We start from the raw sequence: 13,231 nt of genomic DNA on the forward strand, positions 1-13,231 counted from the left end.
CTGCATTCATGTCCGGACAAGCGAGCCGGTTGACGAGAGAGGACCGAGGTCCATGACGCACGCCCCGACGGAGACGAGCCCCCGCCGGTCCAGGCGTGCGCCCACCGGCCGCCGTTCGGCCCGACCACCGAGACGGCGCCGTCTCTGGCGCTGGATCGGGCTGAGCCTGGTGTTGTTGCTCCTCGCCGTGGGGGGTGTGGGGTACTGGCTGTACAGCGACCTCAACGGCAACATCAAGGGCGTCGACATCAACGAGGCGATAGGCGACGACCGCCCGGAGAAGCTGCCCACCTCTGGGCAGAACATCCTGGTCCTCGGGTCCGACTCACGCGCCGGGGACAACGCCGGGCTGAACGCCGGCAAGGTCGCCGGGGCGCGCTCGGACACCGCGATGGTGATGCACATTCCGGAGGGCCGCACGGAGGCCGTGGCCGTGAGCATTCCACGCGACACACTGGTCACCCGTCCCGCGTGTGCGAAACAGGACGGCACCGAGGTCGCCGCTGCGAAGCGCGTGATGTTCAACTCCGTCTACTCGCAGGTCGGTCCGGCCTGCGTGGTCAAAACGGTGGAGCAGATGTCGGGTATCCGCATGGACCACTACGTGGAGATCGACTTCGCCGGCTTCAAGGACCTGGTGGACGCCATAGGCGGCGTCACGGTCACCGTGGAGGAGGACATCCACGACTCCTCCAGCGGTCTCGACCTGACCGCCGGCACCCACAAGCTGAACGGCACCGAGTCCCTCGCCTTCGTCCGTACCCGGCACGGCGTCGGCGACGGCAGCGACCTCGGGCGCATCGGCCTCCAGCAGCAGTTCATGCTCGCCCTGCTGAGCGAGATCAAGCGTCAGGACCTGCTCGGCAGTCCCACCAAGACCTACAAGATCGCCAACCAGCTCACCGCGGCACTCACCACCGACTCCGACCTGGCCTCGCTGACCAAGCTGGCAGAGTTCGGCCGCAGCCTCAACGGCGTCGATCCGTCCACCATGGAGACCATCATGCTGCCGGTCGCCTACGACACCCAGGATCCCAACCGGGTGGTGGCGGCCCAGCCGCAGGCGGGCAGGCTGTGGGAGGCGCTCCGCAAGGACGAGGACATCCCGGAGTCGGCCAAGAAGTCTCCCGCCACGGGCGGGGACTCTTCCTGAAACCGTCGAGAAGGACGTCTGCGGCGGCCCGGCGAGGTGACGATTCCCGTCTCGTCACCTCGCCGGGCCGCCGGCCGGGGCGTATCCCTCAGACACGTACCGCGGGGTCAAGTACCAGTCCCGGACCGGCGCCCTGCCGTGCGACGCGCAACGTGCCGTCAGTGCCGATCATCGCGAGGACGACCCGGCCGTGTCCGTCCAGGGCCAGCGCCGGCGCGCCCACACTCGGCCCACCGGTCGGCGACCACCAGAGGCCCGCCCCCTCGTTCTCGGTGCCGCACGCGGCCAGCATCACCTCACCGTCGAGTCCGCGGTGGGCCAGCACCGTGCAGTCGTAACCGTCGAGCACCGCCCGCAGTACCGCGACCCGGTCCCCGGTCGACGCGTCGCCGAGCGGGATCACCCAGCCGCCAGGACGGTGGGCGACGAGCCGGCCGGTTTCCTCGTCGGCCCAGTAGTAGGTCGACCGGTCCGGCGCGGTCTCCAGCACCGAGGCGGTGCCGGGCGCCACGCGCAGGGGTATGTTCGGTTCCGGTCCGAAGTCCCCGTCGGCCTGGGCCTGCCACCACCGCATGGCATATTGCGAGTTGCTCGCGAATACCTCGATCCGCCCGGAGGAGTGGACAGCGGCGGCGAACCCGTCCCGCACCCCACTGCCCTTGAGGTCCAGCCAGGCATCCCACTTGCCGCTGGGCTTCTCCCGGCGGAGCATCAGTCCGCCCCCCGCGTTGCGCACGAGGATGTGGACGCGTCCGGTCGTGCTCACCGCGGCCACCGGCGCGCCGAGACGGGCGGCCTTCTCCCGCTGCGGGTGTGGATTGCCCAACGACCGCCACTCCGTGACCGGCCGGGCGGTCTGATACTGGATGGCGTGGACGATGTCGACGGCGGGCAGCGCGTCGCCGCCCTCGCGAGCACGTCGCCCCAAGAAGTGGACATAGGTGTCCGCCCCCTGCGCCACCGAAAGGTGCGTGAGGTCCGGCACCGCGATGAAACCCGGCTCCGACCAGTGCGGACCGCCGGGCCTGGTCTCCGTCCAGCGCACCAGACCGGCATGGGAGCGGGCATAGGCGGTCAGCCTGCCGTCCTTGCCCAGAACGAGCCAGCGACCGTCGAGAGGGCTCTCGGCGGCATGCCGCTCCCTCCCCGCCGCGACGACCCGGCCGGCCGATCTCCCTCTGGCGGCGCCGCGCCCGGATCTGGTCCGCATGACGTGACCTGCCCCTCCCGCCACTGAAGGCGACTGACCTGCCCCTCCCCAGGATGCGTCCTGCGCGGAGGCTGAGCGCGAACCATCATAGATCGAACATTCGACGAACATGATGTGACAACCTCGTGCAGGACCCTCCTGCGGGGCGGCTGGACAGCCTTCAACCGGCCCCGTCGGACATACAGGACGACCCCGGCGCGTGCCGGCCCGTCAGGACGGCCTCAGACCGCCCGCCACGCCCCCAGCGCCAGCCCCGCCTCGTCCTTCCGGCGGGACAGCAGCAGTTGTCCGGTCGACGGGGACAGGGTCGCCGCCACCAGGCGACCGTCGGCGTCCAGGGCCAGGGACACCGTCGCGTCGGCCGGCAGGGCGGGGCCCGATTCCGTCCAGGCCGCGCCCATCTCCTCGAGTTCCGAGGGGTACGCGGCGAAGGCGACGCGGCCGCTGCCCGCCGAGCGCTGGGCGATCACCGTGCAGTCGTAGCCGTCTATGACGGTGCGGGCGGCGGACACGGGGCCGGGGCCGGCGGCCGGCAGCAGGGGGGCCGGTTCCCCACCGGGGCGCAGGGCGCACAGCTCGCCGGTGTCATCGTCGGTGTAGAAGACCGTGGTGTGCTTCTCGGAGGTCGCCAGTGCGCGCAGGGTGCCCGGGCGGACCGTCACATCGAGGCGCTCCCCCAGCACCATGCGCGTGCCCGGCTCTTCCTGGCTCCAGCGCAGGATGCCGCCCCGGACGGGCGCGTACACCTCGACCAGGCCGGACTGGGTCGTCACGGCTGTCGGCGACTCCTGGACGCCGCTGCCCAACAGGTCCCGCCACGGCGCCCAGCCGCCCTTCTCCCGCTGGGCCACCATGCTCATGCCGCCGCCCCTGTTGCGGACGAAGACATGGGCGCGTCCCTGCGCGTCCACCGCGACCGCGGGTGTTCCGGTCCGGTCGCCCTGCTTGTTGGGGTGACCGGCCGACTGCCAGTCCAGCGGAGCGAGCAGCGGCCGAAAGTGCGTGGTGTGCACGAGGTCACAACGCTGGGAACCGGTGGGCCGCCAGGCGGCCAGATGGGCGTAGCCGTCGGGGCCCCGGCCGATCGCGAGGCCGCCCGGGCACAGTTCCTGGTCTCCGCCGATGCGGCGCGCGGCCTCCCAGGAGCCCGCGGGCGTGCGTTCGGCACGCCACAGGGCGGCGTCGTCGGACGGGAGGTACACACTGAGGCGGCCGTCGCGGCCGAGAAGAAGCCAGTCGCCGTTCACCGGTTCACTCTAGGCAGGGTCGTCGGCTCCGTGTCGATCGGGTACGGCCATGGAGGGCGGCGGCTCAGGCCGGTGGTGCCGTGCCACCCTGACGGCATGGACCACAACGCGCCCCTGCTCGTGATCGTCGATGCCGCGAACGTCGTCGGCTCGGTGCCCGACGGGTGGTGGCGGGACCGGCGCGGAGCCGCGGAGCGGCTGCGGGACCAACTGGCGGCGGACGGGGTGCCGGGGCGGGCCGGGCCGGTCGAGGTCGTGCTCGTGGTCGAGGGGGCGGCCCGCGGGGTGGAGTCCGTGCCCGACGTACGGGTGGAGTCCGCGCCCGGCAGCGGGGACGATCACATGGTCGAGCTGGTCGCGCGGGCGGCGGGCGACCGGCCGGTCCTGGTCGTGACGGCCGACCGCGAGCTGCGCCGCCGGGTGACGGAGCTGGGCGCGGAGGTGGCGGGGCCCAGGACGGTGCGGCCCGTGTGAGGGACCGCACACGGGCCGGGTCCCGCACGTCGAAGCGCGGGACCCGGGGACGGCCGGTGACCGGTGGCCGGTGACCGGTGGGGCCGCGGAGCTACGGGCCCTGCGGGCCGGACGGCTTGGCCGGGTCCGACGGGCCGGATGGGCCGGACGGGCCGGACGGGGTCTCCTCGCCGAGGGCCAGGCGGCTGTGGGTGCGGCCGTAGAGGAAGTACACGACGAAACCGATCGCCATCCAGACGGCGAACCGGACCCAGGTCTCGGCGGGCAGGTTCAGCATCAGCCACAGCGAGGCCGCCACCGAGACGATGGGCAGCAGCGGGACCAGCGGGGTACGGAAGGCGCGGGGCAGGTCGGGGCGGGTGCGGCGCAGGATGATCACGCTGAACGCGACGATGACGAAGGCGAAGAGCGTGCCGATGTTCACCAGTTCGGCCAGCTCGCTCAGGCTGGTGAAACCGGCGACGATCGCGATGATCACGCCGAGCAGGATGGTCGGCCGGTACGGGGTCCGGAACTTCGGGTGGACGTGGGAGAAGAAGCGCGGCAGCAGTCCGTCGCGGCTCATCGCGAAGAACACCCGGGTCTGGCCCAGGAGCAGGATCATGCACACCGTGGTCAGGCCGACCGCGGCGCCGAAGCTGATCACACCGGAGAAGAAGGGATGCCCGGTGGCCTTGAACGCGTCGGCGAGCGGGGCGTCGATGGACAGCTCCGTGTAGTGCTGCATGCCGGTGACGACGATCGAGACTCCGACGTACAGGAGGGTGCAGATGATCAGGGAGCCGAGGATGCCCCGGGGCATGTCGCGCTGCGGGTTCCTGGTCTCCTCGGCGGCCGTGGCGACGATGTCGAAGCCGATGAAGGCGAAGAAGACGACCGAGGCGGCCGTGAAGATGCCCATCACGCCGAAGTTGGACGGTGCCCAGCCGAACATCAACTGGATCAGTGGCGAGTGCAGTCCCCCGCCCGCCTCCACGGGCTGCGCCTTGGGGATGAACGGGTCGTAGTTGGCGCCCTTGACGAAGAAGGCACCCGCGATGATCACGATGAGGACGACGGCGACCTTGATGGCGACGACGACCGAGGTGACCCGCGCCGACAGCTTCATGCCGAACACCAGGATGGCGGTGAGCACCAGCACCAGGGCGGCGGCGAGGATGTCGAAGCCGAACCCCTCCGCGCCGTCCCTGCCGCCGAGTTCGGCGGGCATGTGCCAGCCCGCGTTGTCCATCAGCGAGCGGATGTAGCCCGACCAGCCGACGGCCACCACCGCCGTACCGAGGGCGAACTCCAGGACCAGGTCCCAGCCGATGATCCAGGCGGGCAGTTCGCCCAGCGAGGCGTAGGAGAAGGTGTACGCGGAGCCGGCCACCGGAACGGTGGAGGCGAACTCGGCGTAGCACAGCGCGGCGAGCGCGCACACGACTCCGGCGACCACGAAGGCCAGGGCCACGGCGGGCCCGGCGTTGTTCTTGGCGACCGTGCCGGTCAGTACGAAGATGCCGGTGCCGATGACGACGCCGATACCGAAGACGGTCAGGTCCAGCGCCGACAGGGATTTCTTGAGCGCGTGCTCCGGCTCCTCCGTGTCACGGATGGACTGCTCGATCTTCTTCGTCCTGAAGAGGGTGTTGCTCACGGGGACCTCCCACGCTTGTCGTCCTCGACATGATCGAGAGGGGGCGTACTGCGTATGCCCCGACATGGGCGATTTCACGCGGATGGGCCGGTTCCACTACTGCAACGAGTGGTGGAACCGGCCCATTCGGCGGAGTCCGCGGAATGCGCCGCGTCAGTCGCGTGCGGCCTCCACCTGGTCCACCTCGGCGCCCGCGCCGTCGTACTTGCCGTCGTACTTGCCGTCGAGCTTGGCGACCAGGCCGGTGACCTGGCGGGCGATGTCGGGCGCGGTGAGCCCGATCTCGGCCATGACCTCGGCGCGGGAGGCGTGGTCGAGGAAGCGCGACGGGATGCCGAAGTCGCGCAGCGGTACGTCGACGCCGGCGTCGCGCAGGGCCTGGGCGACGGCGGAGCCGACGCCGCCGACGCGCGAGTTGTCCTCGACGGTGACGACCACGCGGTGCCGCTCGGCGAGCGGGGCCATGGCCTCGTCGACGGGCTTGACCCAGCGCGGGTCGACCACGGTGGTGGAGATGCCCTGCTTGTTCAGCAGGCCGGCCACCTCCAGGCACATCGGCGCGAGGGCGCCGACGGAGACCAGGAGCACGTCGGGAGTGTCGGCGCCCGGGGCGCGCAGCACGTCCATGCCGCCGACGCGGCCGACGGCCGGTACGGCGGGGCCGACGGCGCCCTTGGAGAAGCGGACCACGGTCGGCGCGTCGTCCACCTCGACGGCCTCGCGCAACTGGGCGCGGACCTGGTCGGCGTCGCGCGGGGCGGCGAGGCGCAGGCCGGGGACGACCTGGAGGATCGACATGTCCCACATGCCGTTGTGGGAGGCGCCGTCGGTGCCGGTGACTCCGGCGCGGTCCAGCACGAACGTCACGCCGCACTTGTGCAGGGCCACGTCCATCAGCACCTGGTCGAAGGCGCGGTTGAGGAAGGTGGCGTACAGGGCGAAGACCGGGTGGACGCCGCCGTGCGCGAGGCCGGCCGCGGAGACCGCGCCGTGCTGTTCGGCGATGCCGACGTCGTAGACGCGGTCGGGGAAGGCCTTGGCGAACTTGTCGAGGCCGACCGGCTGGAGCATGGCGGCGGTGATGGCGACGACGTCCTCGCGCTCCTTGCCGAGCTTGAGCATCTCCTCGCCGAAGACGGACGTCCAGTCGGCGCCGGAGGTGGAGATCGGCAGGCCCGTGTCGGGGTGGATCTTGCCGACGGCGTGGAAGCGGTCGGCCTCGTCCGCCAGGGCGGGCTGGTAGCCGCGGCCCTTCTCGGTGAGGCAGTGCACGATCACCGGGCCGCCGAAGCGCTTGGCGCGGGTGAGGGCGGACTCCAGGGCCTCGAGGTCGTGGCCGTCGATCGGGCCGACGTACTTCAGGCCGAGGTCCTCGAACATGCCCTGCGGGGCGATGAAGTCCTTCAGGCCCTTCTTGGCGCCGTGCAGGGTGTCGTAGAGGGGGCGGCCGACGACCGGGGTGCGCTCCAGGAGGTCCTTGCCGCGGGCCAGGAAGCGCTCGTAGCCGTCGGTGGTGCGCAGGGTCGCCAGATGGTTGGCGAGGCCGCCGATGGTGGGCGCGTAGGAGCGCTCGTTGTCGTTGACGACGATGACGAGGGGCCGGTCCTTGGCGGCGGCGATGTTGTTCAGCGCCTCCCAGGCCATGCCGCCGGTGAGGGCGCCGTCGCCGATGACGGCGACCACGTGGTCGTCGCGCTGAAGGACCTGGTTGGCCTTGGCGATGCCGTCGGCCCAGCCGAGGACGGTGGAGGCGTGGCTGTTCTCGATGACGTCGTGCTCGGACTCGGCCTGCGCGGGGTAGCCGGACAGGCCGCCCTTCATCTTCAGCCTGGAGAAGTCCTGGCGGCCGGTGAGCAGCTTGTGCACGTAGGACTGGTGGCCCGTGTCCCAGAGCACCTTGTCCTTCGGCGAGTCGAAGACGCGGTGGAGGGCGAGGGTGAGTTCCACCACGCCGAGGTTGGGGCCGAGGTGGCCGCCGGTCTTGGACACGGCGTCGACGAGGAAGGTACGGATCTCCTCGGCCAGCCGGCCCAGCTCTTCCAGGCTGAGCCGGTCCAGATCGCGCGGTCCCGTGATGCGGGTCAGCAGCGGCACCCGTGCCTCCTTGCAGTAGAGCTGTTGCCGGGCTCGTCGAGTCTAATGTTCCGCTCTGGCGGAACGTGTCCGGGCGGTGCGTCGTACGTCACGCGTTCGGCCTTACCCACTGGTGGACCGTTCTACGACATCCGCGTCGGGGTGCCCGGCTTGGGGACACCTTTACCCGCGTGGTCCAGTCCACGCGGCGCACGATGTCAGCGCGGTGCCGGCACGGCGGCCGGGCCGGGTGACGCCCCGGCCTCGTGAATTGGTCTAGTCCCATCTTGGTCCAGACCATTGCTTTCCCCGGTGTTCCGGCGATATCCCCGTACCCGTCAACATCCCAGCACCGCAAGGGAATCGGCGTTCCACCACACACACCGGGACTGACATGAGACGCATGCGTTCCATCCGCGCGGCCCTCACCGCGGCCGTCACCACCGCCGCCGCGGCGGCCCTCGCCCTGTCGGGCACCGGCCCGGCCCAGGCGGCGACCCCGCTGCCGGACCGTGTCTTCGCGCCGTACTTCGAGGCCTGGACCGGCGAGAGCCCCGCCGCCCTGGCCGCGCAGTCGGGCGCCAAGCACCTGACCATGGCCTTCCTCCAGACGGCGACCCCGGGCTCCTGCACGCCGTACTGGAACGGCGACACCTCGATGCCGGTCGCCCAGTCGACCTTCGGCGCCGACTTCGACACCATCCAGGCGGCCGGCGGCGACGTCATTCCCTCGTTCGGCGGTTACACGGCCGACACCACCGGTACCGAGATCGCCGATAGCTGCACCGACGTACAGCAGATCGCCGCGGCCTACGAGAAGGTGATCACCACCTACGACGTCACCCGGCTCGACATGGACATCGAGATCGACGCGCTGGACAACACGGCGGGCATCGACCGCCGCAACAAGGCCATCAAGCTGGTCCAGGACTGGGCCGCCGACAACGGCCGCGACATCGAGATCTCCTACACGCTGCCCACGACCACCCGCGGCCTGGCGGGCAACGGCGTCGCCCTGCTCGAGAACGCGGTGCACAACGGCACCAGGGTCGACGTCGTGAACCTCATGACGTTCGACTACTACGACAACCAGCCGCACGACATGGCCCAGGACACCCGGACGGCGACCCAGGGTCTGCACGACGTGCTGGCCCGGCTCTACCCGGACAGGTCCTCCGCCGAGCTGTGGCACATGATCGGCGTCATCGAGATGATCGGCGTCGACGACTTCGGACCGGCGGAGACCTTCACCCTGGACAACGCCCGCACGGTCTACGACTGGGCGCTGGAGCGGGGCATCAACACGCTCTCCTTCTGGGCGCTCCAGCGCGACAACGGCGGCTGTCCGGGCGGCGCGGCGGCCGACAACTGCTCCGGCATCCAGCAGAACACCTGGGACTTCTCGCACATCTTCGCGCCGTTCACCAGCGGCAGCACCGCGCCGGAGAACGACTTCTCCCTGTCCGCCACCCCGGCATCCGGCACGGTGACCGCGGGCGCCTCGGCCACCACCACCGTGCGGACCGCGGTGAAGACCGGTGAGGCGGAGACGGTCGCCCTCGGCGTGAGCGGGGCACCGGCCGGGGTCACGGCGTCGCTCAGCCCCTCCTCCGTGACGGCCGGCGGCTCCTCGACGCTCACCCTCGACACGACCGCACAGGCCGTCTCGGGGACGTACGACGTCACCGTCACCGGCACCAGCCCGTCCGGCAGCCACAGCACGACGTACTCCCTCACCGTCACCGGTGGCGACGGCGACCAGTGCGCGGCCGCGCCGTGGGCCTCGGGCACCGTCTACACCGGCGGGCAGCAGGTCTCCCACGCGGGGCACACCTGGAAGGCCAAGTGGTGGACGACGGGCGAGGAGCCCGGGACCACCGGCCAGTGGGGCGTCTGGCAGGACCTCGGCGCCTGCTGAGTACCGCGCGGCAGGGCGCGACAGAGCACGACAGCCCGGTCACGAGCACGCGAACGACAAAGCGGTCCGCCCGCCCGCCGGGACTCGGCAGGGCGGGCGGACCGTGGTCGGCCGTACGACAGGAGCTACGCGCGGCCGGCCGTCCGCTGCGTCTTGCGGGTGATCGCGTCGATGACGACCGTCGCAAGGAGCACGCCACCGGTGATCATGTACTGGACCGGCGAGGCGATGCCCTGCAGGGCGAGGCCGTACTGGATCGAGATGATGACCATCACACCGAGCAGCGCGTTCCAGGTGCGGCCGCGACCACCGAACAGGGACGTGCCGCCGATCACGGCCGCGGCGATGACGTTCATCAGGAACTCGCCGGTGCCCGCGCCCTGGTTGGCGGCGGCGATCTTCGAGGCCACGAAGAGGCCGCCGATCGCGGCGAAGCCGCCGGCGATCGCGAAGACCGAGATCCGGATCAGTTCCACGTTGATACCGGCGCGGCGGGACGCCTCGACACTGCCGCCGAGCGCGAAGATCTTGCGACCGTAGGCGGTGCGGCGCAGGACGAAGTCCGTGAGCAGCAGGAACGCCAGGAAGATCACCACGGCCAGGGGCAGGCCCTTGTACTGGTTGAAGACGATCGCCACGACGAAGGCCAGGATCGCGAGCAGCACCGTGCGCACGATGGTCTCGTTCAGCGGCCGGGACGGCACCCCGGCGGCCGCGCGGCGGCGGTTGTCGAAGAACGCGCTGAGGAAGTACCCCGCGGTCACGACGATCGCCAGGCCGTAGGCGGCGGCCACGTCGCTGAAGTAGTAGCTGGTCATCTTGACGACGATGCCCTCGGAGTCGAGGTTGATCGTGCCGTTGCTGCCCAGGATCTGCAGCATGAAGCCCTGCCAGAACAGCAGTCCGGCCAGCGTCACGGCGAAGGCCGGCACGCCGATGCGGGCGAAGAAGAAGCCGTGGATGGCACCGGCCGCGGTGCCGGTGAGGACGGCCAGCACCAGGGCGAGCCATTCGTTCATCCCGTGCGTGACGCTCAGCACCGCGAAGGTGGCGCCCGCGACACCGCTGACCGAGCCGACCGACAGGTCGATCTCGCCGAGCAGCAGGACGAAGACGATACCGACGGCGATCATGCCGGTGCCGACCATGGCGACCGACATGTCGGAGAAGTTGCCGGCCGTGAGGAAGTTGGAGTTCAGGCTGGTGAAGATGGCCCAGATGACCAGCAGTCCGACGACGACCGGTATGGACCCGAGGTCACCGGCCTTCATCTTCCGCTTGAACTCGCCGAGGTAACCCGCGAAGCCCTGCTCGCGCACCAGCAGCCGCGGGTCGACCGCGGTGGCCGCGCCGGAGGCCGCGGCGGGGTTCTCCACCACCTCGTCGGCGGCGGGGGTGGAGGTCTTGTCGATGCTCACTTCTTGATCTCCCCATTCGCGCGTGCCGCTCGACGGGTCACGGCGTTCTCCGTGGCGCCCGTGATGGCGGAGATGATCTCTTCCTGGGAGGTCGACTTGACCTCGAAGATGCCGTTGTTGCGCCCGAGGCGCAGCACGGCGACCTTGTCGGCGACCGCCTTGACGTCGGCCATGTTGTGGCTGACGAGAATGACGGCGTGGCCGCGCTCGCGCAGCCGCTCGACGAGGTCGAGGACCTGCGCGGTCTGCTCGACGCCGAGGGCGGCGGTGGGCTCGTCGAGGATGACCAGCTTGGGCTCGCCGAGCATGGACCGGGCGATCGCCACGACCTGGCGCTGACCGCCGGAGAGCGAGGCGATCGGGATGCGGACGCTGGGGATGCGGATGGACAGCGTGTCAAGGAGCTCGCGGGAGCGGCGCTCCATCTCCACCTCGTCCAGGACGCCGCGCCTGCGGATCTCCCGGCCCAGGTAGAGGTTGCCGACGACGTCGATGTTGTCGCACAGCGCGAGGTCCTGGTAGACGGTCGCGATGCCGAGACTCTGGGCGTCGTGCGGCCTGTTGATCGAGACGGACCCGCCGTCCCACTCGATGGCGCCCTCATCGATGGGGTGCACGCCGGCGATCGTCTTGACCAGCGTGGACTTTCCGGCGCCGTTGTCGCCCACCAGGGCGACCACCTCACCGGCGTGGACCTCAAGCTCTACGTCGGTGAGCGCCTGGACGGCACCGAATCGCTTGGAGACCCCGCGCAACGCCAGCACGGGCGTAGCGGACACGTGAACCATCTCCTTCGCCGCCTGACCCGGCGGGAGGTTGTGCAGAACGTTTTCTGGGGGGGTGTTCCGTCCGGCGCCCCGCGCGTAGCTTGCGGGGCTGGTGGGCGCGGAGCGCCGGAGGAGCTGGGGCGGCCGGTCCCGGACGCTCACGCGGCGCGGGACGCGGGTCCGCTTACTTGAGTTACTTGAGGCCGATCTTGTCGCAGGCGGCCTTGTACTTGTCGGTGCAGATTTCGTCGAGCGTGTAGAAACCTTCCTTGATGACGGTTTCCTTGATGTTGTCCTTGGTCAGCGACACGACCGGGACGAGAACCGCGGGGACGTCCTTGGTCGTGGCGCTGTCGACCTTGTCCTTGGCGATGGAGTCGAGGGACTCGCCCTTGGCGAGCGCGACGGCCATCTCGGCCGCGACCTCGGCCTCCTGCGGGTAGGACTTGAAGACGCTCATGTACTGCTCACCGGTGACGATGCGCTGCACGCCCGCGAGTTCGGCGTCCTGGCCGGTGACCGGGATGTTGTTGATGCCGGCCCGCTTCAGGGCGGTGATGGAGCCGCCCGCCATGCCGTCGTTGGCGGAGTAGACGCCGTCGATGTTGTCCTTGCCGAGGGCGGAGATGGCCGCCTGCATGTTGGCGTTGGCGTTGGCCGGCTTCCACTCCTTGGTGTCGTACTCGCGGCCGATCTTCACCTTGCCGTCGAGGACGGAGTGGGCGCCCTCCTTGAACTGGGCGGCGTTCGGGTCCGTGGAGGAACCGTTCATCATGACGATCTGACTGTCCTTGGCCTTGTCGCCCAGCGCCTCCAGGAGCGCCTTGCCCTGTGTCTCGCCGACGGTGACGTTGTCGAACGAGGTGTAGGCGTCGATCGGGCCCTCGGCCAGGCGGTCGTAGGCGACGACCTTGATGCCGGCTTCGTGGGCCTTCTTCACCGAGCCCGCGATGGCCTTGAAGTCCACCGCGTCCACGATCAGCACGTCCACCTTGTTGGTGATCATCGTGTCGACCTGCTGGTTCTGCAGGCTGGCGTCCTGCTTGGCGTTGGCGTAGACGACCTCGCCCTTGTTGTTCGTGAGGTCCTTGACCTTCTTCTCGATCAAGGGCTTGTCGAACTTCTCGTAGCGCGCGGTCTGGTTCTCGGGAAGGAGCAGACCGACCTTGATGTCGTCGCCCTTCTTCGCCGCCGAGTCGGACGAGTCGTTGTCGTCGGACTCCGCGGCACTGCCACAGGCGGCGAGCGAGACAGCCATGGCACCGGCGGCAACAGCAACGGCGGCACGACGCATACGCTTGTTCACTTCAGAAACCTCCCTGACGAGGCCGC

10 protein-coding genes are annotated in these 13,231 nt (G+C 70.1%); 3 read left to right on the plus strand and 7 right to left on the minus strand.

Features of this window, described 5'->3' with window-relative positions:
* Positions 1 to 52: 52 nt before the first annotated feature.
* Complete coding sequence (locus tag KUM40_RS38570; RefSeq protein WP_217171004.1) at positions 53 to 1,153, plus strand: LCP family protein; 1,101 nt, start codon at positions 53 to 55, stop codon at positions 1,151 to 1,153.
* Positions 1,154 to 1,241: 88 nt separating this feature from the next.
* Here the strand turns inward: KUM40_RS38570 and KUM40_RS38575 are convergent, their stop codons facing one another.
* Complete coding sequence (locus KUM40_RS38575) at positions 1,242 to 2,363, minus strand: hypothetical protein (protein ID WP_217171005.1); 1,122 nt, start codon at positions 2,361 to 2,363, stop codon at positions 1,242 to 1,244.
* A gap of 221 nt (positions 2,364 to 2,584) precedes the next feature.
* Positions 2,585 to 3,610, minus strand: a complete 1,026-nt coding sequence (locus KUM40_RS38580) for a hypothetical protein (protein ID WP_217171006.1) — start codon at positions 3,608 to 3,610, stop codon at positions 2,585 to 2,587.
* 96 nt (positions 3,611 to 3,706) lie between these two features.
* On the opposite strand from KUM40_RS38580, the gene KUM40_RS38585 reads away from it, so the two are divergent.
* A complete protein-coding gene (locus tag KUM40_RS38585; RefSeq protein ID WP_217171007.1) occupies positions 3,707 to 4,084 on the plus strand; it encodes an NTP pyrophosphohydrolase in 378 nt (125 codons plus the stop codon).
* Positions 4,085 to 4,175: 91 nt separating this feature from the next.
* Here the strand turns inward: KUM40_RS38585 and KUM40_RS38590 are convergent, their stop codons facing one another.
* Both KUM40_RS38590 and dxs read right to left on the minus strand, forming a co-directional pair.
* Positions 4,176 to 5,723: an amino acid permease gene (locus KUM40_RS38590; RefSeq protein WP_217171008.1), complete on the minus strand. Its 1,548-nt coding sequence runs from the start codon at positions 5,721 to 5,723 to the stop codon at positions 4,176 to 4,178.
* 153 nt (positions 5,724 to 5,876) lie between these two features.
* On the minus strand, positions 5,877 to 7,817 hold the full coding sequence (gene dxs, locus KUM40_RS38595; RefSeq protein WP_217171009.1) for a 1-deoxy-D-xylulose-5-phosphate synthase: 1,941 nt from the start codon (positions 7,815 to 7,817) through the stop codon (positions 5,877 to 5,879).
* A 373-nt stretch (positions 7,818 to 8,190) separates the two neighbouring features.
* Between dxs and KUM40_RS38600 the strand changes: the two genes are divergently transcribed.
* On the plus strand, positions 8,191 to 9,714 hold the full coding sequence (locus tag KUM40_RS38600; RefSeq protein ID WP_217171010.1) for a glycosyl hydrolase family 18 protein: 1,524 nt from the start codon (positions 8,191 to 8,193) through the stop codon (positions 9,712 to 9,714).
* Between the two features lie 125 nt (positions 9,715 to 9,839).
* On the opposite strand, the gene KUM40_RS38605 is transcribed toward KUM40_RS38600, so the two are convergent.
* The 3 genes from KUM40_RS38605 to KUM40_RS38615 form a co-directional block, all read right to left on the minus strand.
* A complete protein-coding gene (locus tag KUM40_RS38605) occupies positions 9,840 to 11,132 on the minus strand; it encodes a sugar ABC transporter permease (RefSeq protein ID WP_217171011.1) in 1,293 nt (430 codons plus the stop codon).
* Positions 11,129 to 11,920 carry an ATP-binding cassette domain-containing protein gene (locus KUM40_RS38610; RefSeq protein ID WP_217171012.1) on the minus strand — a complete coding sequence of 264 codons (792 nt, stop codon included), beginning with the start codon at positions 11,918 to 11,920 and terminating at the stop codon, positions 11,129 to 11,131. The genes KUM40_RS38605 and KUM40_RS38610 overlap by 4 nt, the downstream gene beginning before the upstream one ends.
* Before the next feature lie 172 nt (positions 11,921 to 12,092).
* Positions 12,093 to 13,193, minus strand: coding sequence for a substrate-binding domain-containing protein (locus KUM40_RS38615; protein WP_217171234.1), 1,101 nt, complete (start codon positions 13,191 to 13,193; stop codon positions 12,093 to 12,095).
* Between the last annotated feature and the right edge of the window lie 38 nt (positions 13,194 to 13,231).

Source organism: Streptomyces sp. AC512_CC834 (assembly GCF_019049325.1).
Taxonomy (GTDB): Bacteria; Actinomycetota; Actinomycetes; order Streptomycetales; family Streptomycetaceae; genus Streptomyces.